Origin of the sequence: Haloarcula pellucida, assembly GCF_014647235.1 — an archaeon.
Taxonomy (GTDB): domain Archaea; phylum Halobacteriota; class Halobacteria; order Halobacteriales; family Haloarculaceae; genus Haloarcula; species Haloarcula pellucida.
The window spans coordinates 252,563-268,591 of the sequence record NZ_BMOU01000002.1; the positions used below are offsets into that span (position 1 = coordinate 252,563).

At 65.0% G+C, this 16,029-nt stretch carries 14 protein-coding genes and 1 pseudogene; 5 read left to right on the top strand and 10 right to left on the bottom strand.

Annotation, left to right across the window (positions count from 1 at the left end; all coding sequences use genetic code 11):
• Positions 1 to 93: 93 nt before the first annotated feature.
• Complete coding sequence (gene acs, locus IEY28_RS07940; RefSeq protein WP_188996149.1) at positions 94 to 2,037, bottom strand: acetate--CoA ligase; 1,944 nt, start codon at positions 2,035 to 2,037, stop codon at positions 94 to 96.
• A gap of 136 nt (positions 2,038 to 2,173) precedes the next feature.
• On the opposite strand from acs, the gene IEY28_RS07945 reads away from it, so the two are divergent.
• From IEY28_RS07945 to glmS, 3 genes are all read left to right on the top strand, one after another.
• The gene (locus tag IEY28_RS07945; RefSeq protein ID WP_188996152.1) at positions 2,174 to 3,034 is read left to right on the top strand and encodes a CheF family chemotaxis protein; all 861 of its coding nucleotides are present in this window, start codon (positions 2,174 to 2,176) and stop codon (positions 3,032 to 3,034) included.
• Positions 3,035 to 3,326: 292 nt separating this feature from the next.
• The gene (glmU, locus tag IEY28_RS07950; RefSeq protein ID WP_188996154.1) at positions 3,327 to 4,517 is read left to right on the top strand and encodes a bifunctional sugar-1-phosphate nucleotidylyltransferase/acetyltransferase; all 1,191 of its coding nucleotides are present in this window, start codon (positions 3,327 to 3,329) and stop codon (positions 4,515 to 4,517) included.
• A complete protein-coding gene (glmS, locus tag IEY28_RS07955; RefSeq protein WP_188996156.1) occupies positions 4,517 to 6,307 on the top strand; it encodes a glutamine--fructose-6-phosphate transaminase (isomerizing) in 1,791 nt (596 codons plus the stop codon). Before glmU ends, glmS begins: the two co-directional genes overlap by 1 nt.
• Positions 6,308 to 6,322: 15 nt before the next feature.
• Here glmS and IEY28_RS07960 read toward each other — a convergent pair whose 3' ends face one another.
• The 4 genes from IEY28_RS07960 to IEY28_RS07975 all read right to left on the bottom strand — a co-directional run bounded on the left by IEY28_RS07960 (position 6,323) and on the right by IEY28_RS07975 (position 9,694).
• A complete protein-coding gene (locus IEY28_RS07960) occupies positions 6,323 to 6,757 on the bottom strand; it encodes a hypothetical protein (protein WP_188996158.1) in 435 nt (144 codons plus the stop codon).
• 5 nt (positions 6,758 to 6,762) lie between these two features.
• Positions 6,763 to 7,557: a DUF4330 family protein gene (locus tag IEY28_RS07965; RefSeq protein WP_188996160.1), complete on the bottom strand. Its 795-nt coding sequence runs from the start codon at positions 7,555 to 7,557 to the stop codon at positions 6,763 to 6,765.
• A 54-nt stretch (positions 7,558 to 7,611) separates the two neighbouring features.
• Positions 7,612 to 9,057, bottom strand: a complete 1,446-nt coding sequence (locus IEY28_RS07970; RefSeq protein WP_188996162.1) for a sugar transferase — start codon at positions 9,055 to 9,057, stop codon at positions 7,612 to 7,614.
• 76 nt (positions 9,058 to 9,133) lie between these two features.
• Positions 9,134 to 9,694, bottom strand: a complete 561-nt coding sequence (locus IEY28_RS07975) for a metal-dependent hydrolase (protein ID WP_188996164.1) — start codon at positions 9,692 to 9,694, stop codon at positions 9,134 to 9,136.
• A 318-nt stretch (positions 9,695 to 10,012) separates the two neighbouring features.
• Here IEY28_RS07975 and IEY28_RS07980 point away from each other — a divergent pair, with 318 nt between their 5' ends.
• A complete protein-coding gene (locus IEY28_RS07980) occupies positions 10,013 to 10,501 on the top strand; it encodes a type II toxin-antitoxin system death-on-curing family toxin (protein ID WP_188996166.1) in 489 nt (162 codons plus the stop codon).
• Between the two features lie 25 nt (positions 10,502 to 10,526).
• Positions 10,527 to 10,667, top strand: a complete 141-nt coding sequence (locus tag IEY28_RS07985; RefSeq protein WP_188996168.1) for a hypothetical protein — start codon at positions 10,527 to 10,529, stop codon at positions 10,665 to 10,667.
• A gap of 113 nt (positions 10,668 to 10,780) precedes the next feature.
• On the opposite strand, the gene IEY28_RS07990 is transcribed toward IEY28_RS07985, so the two are convergent.
• The 5 genes and pseudogenes from IEY28_RS07990 to aglF all read right to left on the bottom strand — a co-directional run bounded on the left by IEY28_RS07990 (position 10,781) and on the right by aglF (position 16,010).
• A complete protein-coding gene (locus IEY28_RS07990) occupies positions 10,781 to 11,767 on the bottom strand; it encodes an SDR family oxidoreductase (RefSeq protein ID WP_188996170.1) in 987 nt (328 codons plus the stop codon).
• 45 nt (positions 11,768 to 11,812) lie between these two features.
• Positions 11,813 to 12,154 (bottom strand): annotated as a pseudogene (locus IEY28_RS20600) (glycosyltransferase family protein); the annotation flags it as partial.
• Between the two features lie 285 nt (positions 12,155 to 12,439).
• Positions 12,440 to 14,254 (bottom strand): asparagine synthase-related protein, encoded by a 1,815-nt coding sequence (locus tag IEY28_RS08000; protein ID WP_188996174.1) that lies wholly within the window; start codon positions 14,252 to 14,254, stop codon positions 12,440 to 12,442.
• Positions 14,255 to 14,429: 175 nt separating this feature from the next.
• A complete protein-coding gene (locus IEY28_RS08005; RefSeq protein WP_188996175.1) occupies positions 14,430 to 15,227 on the bottom strand; it encodes an SWIM zinc finger family protein in 798 nt (265 codons plus the stop codon).
• A 27-nt stretch (positions 15,228 to 15,254) separates the two neighbouring features.
• Positions 15,255 to 16,010, bottom strand: a complete 756-nt coding sequence (gene aglF / locus IEY28_RS08010) for a UTP--glucose-1-phosphate uridylyltransferase AglF (RefSeq protein ID WP_188996177.1) — start codon at positions 16,008 to 16,010, stop codon at positions 15,255 to 15,257.
• Positions 16,011 to 16,029 lie beyond the last annotated feature (19 nt).

Below are 16,029 nucleotides of genomic sequence, written 5' to 3' on the forward strand. Positions count from 1 at the left end.
GCCAGAACCTGCCATAGAGTGGTACGTGGCCGTCTATAGTCCGAGCTGTCGTGCCGAAATATTTCGGAAATATTTGTGAGAGCGAAACACCACTCACCGGTCGGGCGTCGCCGACTGCAACTCCCCGAGTATCTCGGGGTTTCGGAGCGCGCTGGTGTCGCCCAGTTCCTCGTCGTTGGCCACGGCGGTCAGCAGGCGTCGCATCACCTTCCCCGACCGGGTCTTCGGCAGGTCGGGCGTAAACACCACCGTCTCCGGGGTAGCGACGCCGCCGATGGCGTCTTCGACGGCCGACTCGATGCGCCCGCGCAGGTCCGCCTCGGTGTAGCCTCCCTCCGGCGAGACGTAGGCGTAGAGCGCGGTGCCGGCCGTCTCGTGGGAGGCGCCGACGACGGCGGCCTCCGCGACGCCTTCGACGCCGGTGATGGCCGACTCCAGTTCCATCGTGCTGAAGCGCCGCCCGGCGACGTTGATGGCGTCGTCGACGCGCCCGAGGACGGTGACGTAGCCGTCGACGTCGACCGACGCGCCGTCCTCCGGGTAGTACCGCCACTCGTCGCCACAGGTTGCCGCCGCGCCCCACCCCTCTCCGGTTCGCAGGTCGCTCGGCATCCCCGGCCACGGGCGCGTGACGACGAGTTCGCCCGCCTCGTCCACGTCGACGGCCTCGCCCGCGGGGTCTACCACGCTCGTCTCGATACCGGGGAGCGGTCTCCCCGCCGCGCCGGGTTTCATCGCGTCGACGCCCGGCAGCGTCGAGACGAGGATGGCGCCCGTCTCGGTCTGCCACCACGTATCGACCACGGGGCACTCGCCGCCGCCGATGTGCTCGCGGTACCACCGCCACGCCCGTTCGTCGATGGGTTCGCCGACGGTCCCCAGCAGCCGGAGACTGGAGAGGTCGTGGCGCTCCGGGTACTCCTCGCCCCACTTCATGAACGTCCGGACGGCCGTCGGTGCGGTGTAGAACACGTCGACGGCGTACCGGTCGACGATCTCCCAGACTCGGTCCTTCTCGGGGTGGTCCGGCGTGCCGTTGTACAGCACCGCCGTCGTCCCGAGCGCGAGGGGTCCGTAGACGATGTAGGAGTGGCCCGTGATCCAGCCGATGTCGGCCGAACACCAGTAGGTGTCTTCGGGCTTGATGTCCAGTACGGACTGGGAGGTCCACGCGACGTGGGCGAGGTATCCCCCGGTCGTGTGGTCGACGGCCTTCGGTTCGCCGGTGGTGCCGGAGGTGTAGATGCGAAAGAGGGTGTCGCTGGCGTCCCGCGATACGGGAGCGACCGTCTCGCCGTCGTGGGCCGCCCGCAACTCGTCGTAGTCGTAGTAACCGTCGCCTAAATGCACGTCCCGGCTCAGGATGTCCAGTACGACCACCGAGACGTCCTGTTCGACGGCGATGCGGGCGTTGTCGGCCTTGTTCTTCTGTGCGACGGCGCTCCCCCGACGGTAGTAGCCGTCACAGGTCACGAGCATCTCCGAGCCGGTCCGCTCCATCCGTTCGGCCAGCGCGTCGGCCGAAAACCCCGCGAACACGACGTTGTGGACGACGCCGAGACGCACGCAGGCCAGCATCACGACGGGGAGTTCGGGCACCATCGGCAGGTAGACGGTGACGACGTCGTCCTCCGAGACGCCCTTCTCGCGGAGCGCGGCCGCGACGGCGTTGACCTCGCGGTGCAGTTCCCGGTAGGTGTAGGTTCGGGACTCGCCCAGATGCCCCTCCCAGATGAGCGCCAACTGGTTCTTGCGCTCGGGGAGGTGCCGGTCGATGCAGTTGTAGGCGGCGTTCAGCCGACCGCCGGGGAACCACTCGAACGGCGGGACGTCACCACCCCGGAACACCTCGTCGTAGGGGTCCGTCCAGTCGAGTAAGTCCGCGGCCCGGTCCCAGCAGTCGGGCCACTCCCGTTCGAACGTCTCGTAGACGGACGGATCGGCGACGTTCGCCTGTTCGACGAACCACTCGGGCGGGTCGATGGCCGGTCGCTCGTCGAGCGCAGTATCACGGCCGGAGCCGTCGCCCCCTGTCATCGTTCGAATCTCCGGCGGCGCATTGATAAGCGTTGACGCTAACCACTGTGTCGGCGGACGTTCTCAGCATCGACACTGGCGGCGGAAGCTATATTCACGACCCTCGACAACGACGGATAGAGGCCGGTCACGGGGCATGAGCGACACAGAGAAGAAGATAGCCGATATGCAGGGGCAGTACCTGCTCGCCGTCTCGCAGGGCCAGCGGCTCACCGACGCCGAGTGGCGAAACTGTCGCGTCGTCCTCACGACCGAACGTATCGTACTCATCGGCGACAGCAAGCGTCAAATCGCGCTCGACGACATCGACCGCATCGCCGACCGCTTCGACGTGAACCAGCAGAGCGCGGGCGTCTCCGAGTACCTCGCCTTCCACGTCGGCGAGGACGTCGTCCTCGTCTCCACGTCGGACCACGACGTGTTCCAGACGGACTTCTACCGGGCGAGTCTCGACGGCGCGGTCATCCTCGCACAACACCCCGCGCTGAAAGGCGGCGTCGTACAGGACGCCGCGTGGACCAAAGGCCGACTGAAAGTCACCGACGAGGCGCTTCGACTGGCGCTGGCGGACGGACAGGCCGTCGATATCGAACGGACCGACATCGGCGACCTGACCGTCGAGGAAAAGCAGGTCTCGGGCGAGGAACGCACCGTCATCCAGGTCGAACACAGCGAGGGGGACATCAGCGTCGAGACGCACCTCGCCGGCGAGGAGTTCCAGGCCACCGTCCTCCGGACGATGCTCGAAGACAGCGCCGAGCAGAATCAGGCTGACCTCGACCTCTCTTCGACGGAGAAGCGGGTCGTCATGGCGCTCCACTCGGGCGTCTCGCCGTTCGACATCCCCAACTTCGTCGGCATCGACGTCGAGAAGACCGAGGCCATCTTCGACCGCCTCGTCGAACTCGGCGTCATCAGCGTCGTCCGCGAGCGCACCGAGGTGGCGCTGACGACGAAAGGACGGCGCGTCGCGGGTGACCGGATGGGCGAGCAGTAGCGAGACGCCGGGTCCCGCACGGCGTCTCGAACCGCGACGCGGTGACCGAAGGGGACCGCGGAGCGGTTTCACACTCACCTGGTTCGTTCGAACGCACCGATGGCGAGCGAGGAGAGAGCCGTGAGCAGTGGCGAAGAGCTGCGAACGAACACAGCGTCTCCCGTCGTCGGTAGTGCCGAGGGTGTCCTCCAACGCTGCGACCGGAACTGGGCCGTGGTAGTCGACCCAGAACGCGAGTATCAAACAATGGTAGTCCCGCCATATTCAAATCCCCACTCCTGTTGATACGAGTATGGAAATCGACACGGCTGTCGTCCTCGCCGCCGGGGAGGGGACCCGGCTTCGCCCGCTGACGCGAAACCGGCCGAAGCCGATGCTGCCGGCCGGGAACCGGCCGATTCTGGCGCACGTCTTCGACGCGCTGGTAGAGGCCGGCGTCGAGCGGTTGGTGACCGTCGTCGGCTACAAACGCGACCGCGTGCAGGATCACTTCGGACCGACGTACCGGGGTGTCCCGATCACGTACGTCACACAGCACAAACAACTCGGGAGCGGCCACGCGCTGTTGCAGGCCCGCTCGGTCGTCGACGGCCCGCCGCTCGTGTTGAACGGGGACCGACTCATCGACGCCGCGACCGTCGAGGCCGTCGCGGACACGTTCTCGGCGACGGGCGACCCGGCGCTCGCCGTCGTCGAGCGACAGGACACGAGCCGATACGGGGCCGTCGAAGTCCGCGACGGTGTCATCTCGGACCTCGTCGAGAAGCCCAGAGAGGGCGACTACCGCCTGATAAACGGCGGCGTCTACGCCTTCTCGGCGGACATATTCGACGCTATCGAGGACACGCCACGGCAGGCGGGCGAACTCGCGCTCACGGACACGCTCGCGACCCTCGTCGACGAGAACCGTGTCCGGGGCGTGGAAGTCGACGGGATGTGGGTCGACGCCACGTATCCGTGGGACCTGTTGACCGTCGCCCGCGAAGTACTCGCCCGCGGGCGTCTCGTCGAGAGCGCGCGGCGCGAACAGGTCTGGATAGCGGATTCGGCCCGGGTTCACAACGAGGCCGTCTTGCAGGCCCCGGTCGTCGTCGGCCCGGACTGCGAGGTCGGCCCCGACGCCGTCGTCGGTCCGAACGTCGCGCTCGGTGCGAACGTCACCGTCGGGGCGAACACCGTCGTCCAGTGGAGCGTGCTGGACGCCGACACGCGGGTCGACCCCGGGTCGACGCTGCTCGATACGATCACCGGACAGGACGTCCACCTCGGTGCCAGCACTGTCGTTCCGGGCGGTCCCGCGGACGTACAGGTCGGGACGGAGATATTCGAAGACCAGCGACTGGGTGCGGTCATCGCCGACCGGGCCCGCGCACGCGGCGACGTGAGTTTCTCGCCGGGGTCACTGGTCGGGCCGAACGCGACGCTCGACGCCGGCGTAACGGTCGACCGGAACGTCTCCGAGGACGCGGAGGTGACGCGCTGATGTGTGGCATCATCGGTTGTGTCGGCCGAGGCGACGAGACGCTCGACACCCTCGTTCACGGCCTCTCGAAACTGGAGTACCGGGGCTACGACTCGGCCGGCGTGGCGATGGCCAACGGCGGCGTCGACGTCGTGAAGACCGCCGGCGAGATAGACGACCTGCGGAGGACGCTCGAAGGGTCTGCCCTGACCGGTGACGTCGGCATCGGCCACACGCGCTGGAGCACGCACGGGCCGCCGACCGACGCGAACGCCCACCCGCATCAGGACTGTACAGGTGACGTCGCCGTCGTCCACAACGGCATCATCGAGAACTACCAGTCGCTGCGGGACGAACTCGTCGGGGCGGGCCACACCTTCACCTCCGACACCGACACCGAAGTCGTCCCCCATCTCGTCGAGGACGCGCTGGAAGCGGGCGTCGACCCGGAGCGTGCCGTTCGCGACGCCATCGCGCGGCTAGAGGGGAGTTACGCCGTCGCCGTCGTCGTCGCGGGCCACAGTACGGTCTACGCCGCGCGCAACGACTCGCCGCTGGTGTTGGGCCTCGGCGAGGACGAGACGTTCCTCGCCAGCGACGTGCCGGCGTTCCGCGACTACACCGACCAGGTCGTGTATCTGGCCGACGGCGAGTTCGCCCGACTCGACGCCGAGGGCTGGACCGTCACGACGCTCGACGGGGACTCGGTCGAGACGGACGTCGACACCATCGAGTGGGACCCAGAGGAGACGGGCAAGAGCGGCTACGACCACTACATGCTCAAGGAGATACACGAACAGCCACGGGCGCTCCGGCAGTGTTTGCGGGGCCGCGTCGACGAGATGGCCGGCACCGTCGACATCGAGGACCTCGGCGACCTCTCGCCGACGGGCGTGCAGTTCGTCGCCTGTGGCACCTCCTACCACGCCGCACTGTACGGCGCGCAACTGTTCCGTAACGCCGGCATCCCGGCACAGGCGTTCCTCGCCAGCGAGTACGCCACGTCGGTGCCGCCTATCGGCGATGCGCTGGTCGTCGGCGTCACCCAGAGCGGCGAGACGGCCGATACCCTGTCGGCGCTCAGGGCGGCCCGCAAGCGCGGCGCGCGCACGATGACGGTCACGAACGTCGTCGGGTCGACCGCGGCCCGGGAGTGTGACCACGCCTTCTACATCCGGGCCGGCCCCGAAATCGGCGTCGCCGCCAGCAAGACCTTTTCGTCGCAGCAGGTGGCGCTGAACCTGCTCGCGTTGGGGATGACGCGAACCGTCGACACCCGCGACGTCATCACCTCGCTCCGAGAACTCCCGGGGAACGTCCAGCGCGTCTTAGACGAGTCGGCCGCCGAGGCGGTGGCCGAGGTGTATCAGGACGCCGACGCCTACTTCTTCATCGGCCGGGGGTACCAGCACCCCGTCGCCCTCGAAGGCGCGCTGAAGATGAAAGAGATCACGTACAAACACGCCGAGGGGTTCGCCTCCGGCGAACTGAAACACGGCCCGCTGGCGCTGGTCACGGAGCACACGCCGGTGTTCGCCGTCGTGACCGGCGACGGCGAGCAGGCCCGAAAGACCGTCGGCAACGTCAAGGAAGTGGAGGCTCGCGACGCACCGGTCGTCGCCATCTCCGATGGCCAGACCGACGTCGCTCGCTACGCCGACCACGTACTGGAGATACCGGAGACGCACCCCCGGGCCGCGGCGGTGCTCGCGAACACGCACCTGCAACTGCTCTCGTACCACACGGCGGCGTTGCTCGGGCGGAACATCGACAAGCCGCGGAATCTGGCCAAAAGCGTGACGGTGGAGTGAGGGTATATCCGACAGCTAGGGGTCTCTATCCGGGTTTTCTGGCGGCTTCAGCACGTCCCCGAGGAGCCGCCATGCGGTGCTCTGACAGACGGCGGTCCGAATCGGCGTACTAGCCCGACGCCACTGTCGAACGACGGTTCGCAAAGCCGACGCACGATAGCTCCGAGACGCGGTCGCGGTGGCTCGGTGGAGCAATCGAACGACCGGTCCGACGGTCCGCGTTCGTTCGAGGTCGACGACCACTGTCTCTCCGGTCGGTTCGCTGGTGAGCCACCGGACACAGGCCGACTGTGCGACGGCAGACGTGAGTCGGGTGGCCACGCTATCGGAGAGGCGGCCCGGTACCGAGTTCGAAGCGGCGATCGCGAGTAACTTCCCGAGTCGTCGGGCCCGCCCGAGACACGACTTCTCGACGGCCGTCCGGAGTACGTCGTCGGTGGCATCTGGCATCGTTCTCACTGCTCGCTGGCGTTGGCCGGCCCGACTCGCTGGAGACGACCGGAGACGACGGCGTCGTCGGTGACGACGGTCACACGGTTGTCGACGCGAAGCGGGGACCCGCCGAACCACGGCGTCCCGTCACGCGCCCACGTTCGGAGGTCGAGCGTGACCGCTCGCTTGCCGTCTGCCGCCGGTCCATCGCCGACACGCTCGACGGTCGCGACGGTGTGGTCGTCCACTCGTGCGGTCGCGCCGGTCTCGACCGACCGGGCGACGCTCTCGTTCACCGAGATGACGACGCTGACTCGGCTCGTCGGGAGTGTCGCCGTTGTCTGGTTGACGGCGAGTACGTCGGCGTGGGTGCGGTATCCGTGGGTAATCACCGCTGTCTCGTCCCCACCGTAGAGCGGGCGCGTGTCGTCCCGAACGATTCCGTCTCCCCAGACCCACTGGGCCGAGAGCGGTCCGGTGTAGGCGACCCGGGCTACGACGTGTGCCTCGCCGCCCGGTGCGAAACTCCGTGTCACCCCGACCACCTCCAGTGGCTCCCCTGTCGGCGCAGGGTCGAGCGTCTCACCCGATTCGATCGCGGCCGCCCCGCTCGTCAGTGGCACTGCGTAGGAGACAGTCGCGTATTTCGTCGGTTCGGTGTTCGAGACACCGCTGTTGCCCCTATCGAGGACGAGTGCGGTTCCCGCGAGGAGTACTGTCAGGACGACGAGCACGACTACCGCGTCGACGACGTTGACGCGACCGAACAGCGCGCCGTTCTCGTCGATGATTCGGCCCGATCCGTCCGACTCGGTCATAGCATAGGTGTTTCAGTGTCGGTGTATGGGTGTTTCGCTTCCACCGACGGGGATTCAACTCGCGTCTGGACGATTCGATTGCGTGAGGTACCCCACGGCGTCCGTGCCCACCTGATACAGTTGTCTGACGACGATCTTCAGGTCGAACACGATGGACTGGTTGCGGATGTACTCGATGTCGTGCTGGAGTTTCCGGTGGGGTTCGTGGCCGGTGACGCCGTGTATCTGTGCGAGTCCCGTCAGTCCGGGTTTGACGAACCAGCGACTCCGCCACTCCCGGAGGTCCGATTCGATGTCGGCGTCCAGTTCCGGCCGTTCGGGTCGCGGGCCGACGACGCTCATGTCCCCGCGCAGGACCGCCACCAGTTGCGGAATCTCGTCTAGATGGGTCGTCCGGAGGACGCGGCCCACGGCGGTCACGCGGGGATCGACCCCGCCGGCGTCGGCGGCAGAGATGACCGCGCCCGACTGGCTCTCGGCGTCGGGCACCATCGTCCGGAACTTCGAGACGGTGAACGTCTCACCGAGCGTCGCCGTCCGCTCCTGTCGGTACAGCAGTGGACCCCCGTCGTCGAGTTTGATGGCCGCCGCGATAGCTGCAATGACCGGGAGGAGCGCACCGAGCGCTACCGTCGCGAACGTGACGTCGAACAGTCGCTTGAAGACGCGGTCTTGTACGTCCCACGGGTCGAGGTCGATTTCGGCGAGGCCGTCGCCGCCGAGGTCACGGGTCAACACGGCGTCGGCGTGGTCGCGGTGGACCTTCGCGGTCACGCCGTGTTCGTAGCAGACGTTGAGCGCGCCGAAAAAGGCCGAGCGGTCGGGCTGTCCGAAGGCAAGCACCGCGGTGTCGACGTCGTACTCGACGAGTACCGTCTCCAGTTTCGGGAGGCCGCCGAGGCAGGGGACGTTCTCCAGTCCCCGCACCTGTCCGCCGTCGGTGAAGCCGACCAACACTCGCTCGTCGGTCCGAACCGTCTCACCGACCCGCGGCGAGACGTATCCCAGTACGCTGCTGTCGACGTCTTCTAGCACCTCGGCGACCTGTTCCGGCGTGTCGCCGACGACGACGGTCCGACCCCCGCTTGCGGGGCGGCGCCGGACGGCGACGAAGTACAGCGGCAGGAACGCGACCAGTGCGGTGCCCGCGACGATGAGCGTCGAGCGCGGCAGCCGATAGGTGTAATCGAAGTACCCCACCGTCGCGAGCGCGAGCAGCGCGATGCCGGTCCGCTGGAGGGCGAGCAGCCACGTATCGAGGAGTCGACGCGGCTGGGGGCGATACAACGGGGCGAACGCCGCCACGACCACGACCGTCGTCGTCGCTATCTCCATCCCGAGCTCTCGCCCCGTCGCGGATTCGATCGGGAGGTCACCGACGACGGGCAGGAAACTCACGGCCGTCTGCACCACCGGCAGGTACGCTAGCGAGACGGCCACCCCCGTCACCAGTACTGTCCCCACCAACGCGGTGAGGCGGTACCGCCACCCGCTTTTCATCACTACAGAGACTCACATCCCGCAAAATAAGTCCACCGGGCCCACTATCGTTGCTGAAAACGAGGGCCGTAGCACCCTATCCGTGGCTGACGAGGCGGTCTACCCATCTGGAACCCGTCGCCCAGAGCGTCCCCAGACCCGGCCGACCGTCGGCCCACCAGAGGACCGTCGCGAAGACCAGTAAGGCGAGTTCGAACGTCACGTACGAATCGAGCGTGAGTTGGGCGACGTGAGCGAGGAAGCTCTTCCCGACATCCGCTTCGGGGACGGGCAGTATCGGCCACAGGAGGTAGCTCAGGTCGACGTAGCGCCCTTCGAGAACGGGGTAGAGTCCGTCGGCGAGGACGTGACTGAGCGTGCCTGAGACGAACGCGAGGCTGGCGTCGCGCCCGCGAGAGCGGTACCCGAGATAGCCGGCGACGGCCGCGACGAGGGCCAGCGTCACCAGCGAGTGCGCCAGCGACCGTCCGCCGGGGAGGACGCCGAGCGTCCACCCGAGCGGTTTGTCGACGAGGTCCGGGAACTGCGTCCCGACGGCGAGTGCGAGCACCGGCGGTCCGGCGGGTGTCCGGCCCTGCCAACGGCGAGCGGACGAGTACCAGAGATAGCCGACGGCGGCGTGTCCCCATGGCCACATGGACGCCGCTATGTCAGGGGTGGTGTTGACGGTACCGTTTCAGGTCGAAGGCGAAATGGTATCGAAAGTGTGTCGCAGGGGCGTCGGACGAGCGGTTCCTGTGGACGTGAGAGTACTCTAATTCTATATCGACTGATACTGGTGGCTGTAAATTCGCAAAGACATTCGCCACCCCGGGGTGGCGAATTACTTCAGTTTGTTACAGCCACCAGTATGAGATCTAATGCAGCATCGACGGTCTGCTGTCGTCTATATGATTCTCTCCGCCCAACGGAGTGGCAAGAGTGATACCGTTATTAGCCGTGAAGCGACGTAAGAATGAGTCAGTCTCTCTGGTATCCCTCGGTGGATGATGTCCTTGAAATCCACGAGGATATTCTCGCAGAGTACGCTGATACTAGCCCCGGCGTACAGAACGAGGGCGATATTCAATTTGCGCTGGATTACATAGAGCAAGGACACTTCGGATCGGTTCCTGAGACGATACATGAGAAAGCGTTTCACCTCTGTCGTCTCCTCGTAGCAAACCATCCTTTCGTGGATGGAAACAAACGTACGGCACTCAACACGACTGTCGTCTTCTACTTCCTCAACGGCTACGAGTTCGACTACGACGAAGAAATACGAGAGATACTGAAGCGGCTCGGGACGAACGAGGCGGATGTCGACGAAGATACTGTCGTTGAGTACCTCCAAACACATACTAAGGAGATTGATCTTGAGGAGGCAATCGCACGATGGCGGAATGACCTCGTGGAATATGGACTTGACCGGCTCTCGGATGAACCACGCGACCCGAACGATTAACCGGATTCGGAAGCAAGAGACCTATATGGCTACGGAGGAGGACACCGGTGATGAGACGTCACTCGACCGGGTGATGAATGATATCCGTCGAGAGATCGTCTTACAAGTCGCCAAAGCGGATCGGGACGACCACCGTGATATCTACGACGCGCTCGAACACGAGTAATCTGTATCCGTTTACTTTGAGTGGCCACTCAGCTCCGAGATGACAACCAGCACTGGGTAGTTACAATCGAAATAGGCATCGAATCACTACGGTGAAAATCCTCTTGTAGCGTATCAGGACCGGCGGACGAGCGGTTCGTACCACTCGCGGTTGGCCTCGTACCAGTCGATGAACTTCGAGACGCCCTCCCGGATGGTGTGGCTCGCCTCGTAGTCGAGCAGTTCGCTGGCCTTCGACGTGTCTGCGTGGGTGTGTTCGGCGTCGGCGTCGTGGCGCGCCTCGAAGACGAGGTCGAGGTCCGGCGCCAACTGGTCGCGGATCTCCTCGGCCAGCGTCTTGATCTCGATGTTGTCGGTCGACCCGATGTTGACGGCCTCGCCGTCGGCGGCGTCCTCCTCTAAGAGGGTGACGTTCGCCTCGACGACGTCGTCGATAAACGTGAAGTCCCGGGTCTGGGTGCCGTCGCCGTAGATAATCGGCGGTTCGCCGTTCATACATCGGGAGACGAAGTTCGAGATGGCCATGTTCGGGCGCATCCGCGGGCCGTACACCGTGAAGTAACGCAGGGCGACGACGGGGAAGTCGTACACTTCGCCGTAGGCACAGGCGTAGCGCTCGGCCGAGAGTTTCGACGCGCCGTAGGGCGAGACGGGCGTCGTCGGGTGTTCCTCGTCGTATGGGAGATATCGCGGCACGCCGTACACCGACGACGAGGAGGCCATCACGAACCGCTCGATGCCCTCGTCGCGGCAGGCGTCGAGGATGTTGAGCGTGCCGTCGGCGTTGACCTCGTGGTACTTCCGGGGGTTCTCGACGCTCGGGCGGACGCCGGCCTGTGCGGCCTGATGGTAGACGTAGTCGGCGTCGGCGACGAGGTCCGCGACGAGGTCGGCGTCTCGTACGTCGCCCTCGACGAGTTCGTAGCTCCCGCCGCCGTCTGTTGCGGCCTCGCGGCCGGTCTCGACGTTGTGATGCTTGATGTCGAGGTCGTAAAACGGGTCGAAGTTGTCGAGGACGGTGACCGAGTGACCGTCGCGGGCGAAGCGCTCGGCGAGGTTGCCGCCGATGAAGCCAGCGCCGCCGGTGACGAGGACGTTCATTGCTTGAGTCGGGTCCGGCGACGGACAAAAAACCGTCGGGTCCGCTCACTCGCTCGCGGCGATGTTCTCGGCGACGAGTTCGGGATCGACCTCGCCTTCCAGGCGACGCTCGGCCTCGTCGCGGTCCTCGAGGTAGCCGATGTCGTTGCGCCAGCCGTCCGTGCGGATGGCGTCGATGGTTCGACCGGAATGGTGGAGGAGGCCGATGTCGTCGCTGATCTCGTACGCTCGGGATTCGACGGCTGGACGGGGTGGCGGGCGTGGACGATAGCCGGCGTACGCGTGTCGAAGCCGGCCATCGCCAGCTCGGCGGGGGTTTTCGGACTTTTCGATGACCTCCGGGGTTTCGCCGTACTTGCTGGTGTCACAGACGCCGTACCTATTGGCCCCTCTCCGCTGATCGGTGATTCGACACTCCCGGTGACGTCCACATTCTCTGCGTTGCTGGTTGTGTTCTCGTGAGTCGAGGGTGCGAGGGCCGCTGTGCAACAGTCTGTGTTCCAGCCGCCTGACCGTTCATGTCCATCTCGGAACTTTCAACCCATCGAAAAGTGGTGAGTGTCTCGCTGAGTGTTACCGAGGACGGTGGTGACAACTGCGTTCGTCTCATCGCCGACCACCGTGCAACGCTGCGTATTGCCTCGGGCTGCTCGGTTCGAGTGAGTACCCCAGTCAGACGAACTCTTCGCTCCGATACTCGGTCAGTATGGGGACGTCCCTGTGGTTGTCGATGAGCGACGCGAGCGTCAGGACGTGACAGAGTTCCTCCCGCGTGTACGACTCCGGGTCGTCGAGGATCGTCTGTTCGAGCCCCTCTCGGTCGAGCATCGACTGCGGGTTCCGAGTGACCTGGTCACGGAGGCAGTCGACGAACGGCGACGTCGCTCGGTCGGCTTCGCCGTTGAGTCCCAGCAGTGACTTGATCGTCGGCTTGACGACGTCGAAAAGCGCCGGGTGTCGTTGCAAGACGTTGTAGAGGGCGACGCGCGCTTCGTGGGTGACGCTGGCCGGCGGCGCGCCGAAGTTCGCGTTCGGCACCGTCGCCAATTCGGGCGAGAGTTGCTTTAACACCGCCGCGTACAGCTGATACCGCCGTTTCTGGGCGTCCGGGATGGACATGGCACAGTCGACGACGTCGGGCGCGTAAAACGGCGACGTCGTCCAGCAATGGTTCCGGTTCGTATCGGTCGCCTCGAAGAGCCACGAGAAGGCTCGCTGGAAGAGTTCGTAATGGACGAACCGCTTCGAGAGCGACGTTTCCGGGTACTCACGAACGGTCTCGCGGACGTCCGCTCGCACTTCGGCTTCGGCGACGCCAGTCATCGCCTCGACGTCCTCGGCGGTGAACGTCTCCTCCGATTGCATGATGTACGAGACGAGTTCGTCGATGGTCTCGATATCGACGACGGGTGAGATATCGGGGACGAGTTTGTCACCGCCATCGCCCGTGTACGTCCAGACGGGACCGTCGTGATCAGCTCTGATCTGTCGGAGGAACGGTTGCATGTGTGCGATTCCGAAGGGATCCGCCCCACCGCCCATGTCCAGATGGGCCAGCAGATCGCTCCCGTCTGGACCGGGCGTCGGCAAGCGGTCCCAGTTCGAACCGACGGCGTCGGTCAACTCTCGTGCGAGGTCGATATCCGCTCGCGAATCGTGTTCGAAGTCACGCGTTGCGGCGCTGTAGGACACCCCACATCGCTCGAAGCCCCCGAGAATCGCCCGTGAGTCCAACCCACCACTCAACAACACCACGTTCTCTCCGGGGGCGCTGTCGGCTCGACGCCTACAGGCGTTCGTGAACCGCCGTGCGAATTCGCGGGCGTTCTCCGTGACCGTGGCGTTGGCGTTCCGCTCGTCGTCGAAATCGAACTCGTAGTGTTGGTCGATAGCCTGCGCGCCAGTGTCCGTATCGATCTGGATGTGGTGTCCCTGCGGGAGCCGTCGCAGGTCGGCATAGAGAGTCCGATCCGCCAGCGCGTAGCCCAGACGGAGGTATTCGGCGACCGCCACCCGGTCGAACGTCGCACAGTTCCCGAGACGGGCCAGAATCGGTTTGTTGCGACCGACGAGCGCGTAGTCGGTGTGGACGGCGTAAAACAGCGGGAGTTGCCCCAGGAGGTCGGGTACGATCGTCACTGTCCCTGCAGCGGCGTCGTGCGCGTAGAAGACGAACTCGCCGTCGAGATCCCGGAGCCACGTCGGATCCACTGGTGAGGCCTCACCGTCGACGAATCGGCGCTCGAGTTCGGCACGGAGTGTCTCCTCGTCGCGGTTGTAGACGACGCCCTCGACGAACACGGTACAGTCCCCGAACGTGACCTGCCTGAACGGATACTCGGGGTAGAGGGCCCTCGCTACGCTGCAGTGGCCGGCCTCGTACGAATCGAACGTGTACCGGTCGTCGTAGAGCGAGGGTCGGTGAGCCGCCTCGATGTCGTCGTCCGCCGGGATAGACATCCCAGCGACCACGCTTATCCCGGGCATATATCATCCCAACGTCGGAGTGGGTGCAAAAGTAGTAGCCGTGTTCCAATTTTAGTTGGTGTCTACTGTCATAGAGCGATCACGCTGTTCGTCAGCTGGCCCCAGTTGCTCCACTTATGGTCGGCAATAGCCTTCGAAGCGGACATCCGACGCGCCTGTGAACCATATTCGTGACCTAATTACTGTCGAGCGTTTCGACTGCATCCTGATACCGCTCAGCGTACGGCCCGATTGCCTCACCAGCCCGTTCGGACAGGGCTGCAATCGCGTCCCGTCGCTCGTCATCGTCTAGATCGGCTGCTCGCACGCACTCGACGTAGCCATCTAGTGCGGTCTGAAAGGTTCGGGCATAGTGATCGTAGGCGGCGTCGATCCGATTCTCGTTGGTCTCGATACCTTCGGCGACGGCGCGGTAGATGGTTGCAGCCTCGGAATAGCGGTCGCGTGACCGGTACTGCTCGGCCTGCTCGAAGAAGTGCGAGAAGTCGATGGCCTCTGTGACGACCGGATACTCGACAGTGTGGTCGTCGAACAGTTGGTCGACGTCGTCTCGATACTCCTCGACCGAGCGACCCTCGTCGTCGAACCGTGCGCGAAACCGATCACGGAGGTCGGGATCCCGAGTGAGTTCGTCGAGCAAGAACGACTGGAGTTCGTCTGCAGGGGCGTCATCGAGGAGGCCCGCAATCTGATCACGCTCGTCGGCAGGTGGTTGCTCAGCGACGTCCAACAGAACGGCGACGACGTGTTTGCAGATTCCCGGCCCGTCGTACGGACACGTACAGGTTGCCTCGAATGCCGTCGTGGACAGGTCGACAGTCACGTCGTAGGACCGTGAGCCCTGTACGTCGGCGGTGACGACCTCCCCGAACCGAGCCAGGCGTCCGATCCGCCCCTTTGCGCGGTAGTTCTGCCCGCGCTCGAACACCGCGTCCGTACACCGCTCGCGAACCTCGGCCTCGTCGATTGGCATAGTGTCGTCAGGCCGCTCTTCGTCTGCTCACTCGCTCGCGGCGATGTTCTCGGCGGCGAGTTCGGGGTCGACCTCGCCCTGCAACCGTTCTTCGGCCTCGTCGCGGTCCTCGGGATAGCCGATGTCGTTACGCCAGCCGTCCATGCGGATGGCGTCGATGGTCCGGCCAGAATGCAGGAGCAGGTCGATGGCGTCGCTGATCTCGTACTCGTCGCGGTTCGAGGGCTGGACGAGGTGACAGGCGTGGAAGATAGCCGGCGTGAACGTGTAAAAGCCGGTCATCACGAGATTGGAGGGTGGGTCCTCGGGCTTTTCGACGACCTCGGTTATCTCGCCGTACTTGTTGGTGTCACAGACGCCGTACCTGTTGGCTTCCTCCCACGGCACTTCCTCGACGAGGAAGGCAGCGTCGGCTCTATCCTCACGTTGACGGTTGACGACGTCCTGCAGATTGGCCTCGAAGATGTTGTCTCCCAGCATCAGCATGAAGTCGTCGTCGATGTTCTCCTCGACCGTGAGGAGGGCGTGGGCGAGTCCCTTCTGCTCGCGCTGGTGGGTGTACGTGATTGGCACGCCCTCGAACTCGTCCTCGAAGTGGTTGATGATGGCCTGTTTCTTGTAGCCGACCACGACCAGCAGTTCGTCGGCACCCAACTCGATGAGTTGCTCGAAGCAGTGCGTGAGGATGGGCTTGCCCGCGACTTCGACCATCCCCTTCGGTTTGTCCTCGGTGAGCGGGCGGAGGCGGGTCCCCTCACCGGCGGCGAGTACGACAGCCTTCATGGACGCTACTCGTCGGCCA

What these genes read in the sequence shown, in the direction of transcription:
- IEY28_RS07970 (WP_188996162.1), bottom strand. Translation starts at nt 9,057, where the DNA reads ATGAAAAGCGGGTGGCGGTACCGCCTCACCGCGTTGGTGGGGACAGTA.
- glmU (WP_188996154.1), top strand. Translation starts at nt 3,327, where the DNA reads ATGGAAATCGACACGGCTGTCGTCCTCGCCGCCGGGGAGGGGACCCGG.
- IEY28_RS07985 (WP_188996168.1), top strand. Translation starts at nt 10,527, where the DNA reads ATGGCTACGGAGGAGGACACCGGTGATGAGACGTCACTCGACCGGGTG.
- acs (WP_188996149.1), bottom strand. Translation starts at nt 2,037, where the DNA reads ATGACAGGGGGCGACGGCTCCGGCCGTGATACTGCGCTCGACGAGCGA.
- IEY28_RS07975 (WP_188996164.1), bottom strand. Translation starts at nt 9,694, where the DNA reads ATGTGGCCATGGGGACACGCCGCCGTCGGCTATCTCTGGTACTCGTCC.
- IEY28_RS07960 (WP_188996158.1), bottom strand. Translation starts at nt 6,757, where the DNA reads ATGCCAGATGCCACCGACGACGTACTCCGGACGGCCGTCGAGAAGTCG.
- glmS (WP_188996156.1), top strand. Translation starts at nt 4,517, where the DNA reads ATGTGTGGCATCATCGGTTGTGTCGGCCGAGGCGACGAGACGCTCGAC.
- IEY28_RS07990 (WP_188996170.1), bottom strand. Translation starts at nt 11,767, where the DNA reads ATGAACGTCCTCGTCACCGGCGGCGCTGGCTTCATCGGCGGCAACCTC.
- IEY28_RS07965 (WP_188996160.1), bottom strand. Translation starts at nt 7,557, where the DNA reads ATGACCGAGTCGGACGGATCGGGCCGAATCATCGACGAGAACGGCGCG.
- IEY28_RS08005 (WP_188996175.1), bottom strand. Translation starts at nt 15,227, where the DNA reads ATGCCAATCGACGAGGCCGAGGTTCGCGAGCGGTGTACGGACGCGGTG.
- aglF (WP_188996177.1), bottom strand. Translation starts at nt 16,010, where the DNA reads ATGAAGGCTGTCGTACTCGCCGCCGGTGAGGGGACCCGCCTCCGCCCG.
- IEY28_RS08000 (WP_188996174.1), bottom strand. Translation starts at nt 14,254, where the DNA reads ATGCCCGGGATAAGCGTGGTCGCTGGGATGTCTATCCCGGCGGACGAC.
- IEY28_RS07980 (WP_188996166.1), top strand. Translation starts at nt 10,013, where the DNA reads ATGAGTCAGTCTCTCTGGTATCCCTCGGTGGATGATGTCCTTGAAATC.
- IEY28_RS07945 (WP_188996152.1), top strand. Translation starts at nt 2,174, where the DNA reads ATGAGCGACACAGAGAAGAAGATAGCCGATATGCAGGGGCAGTACCTG.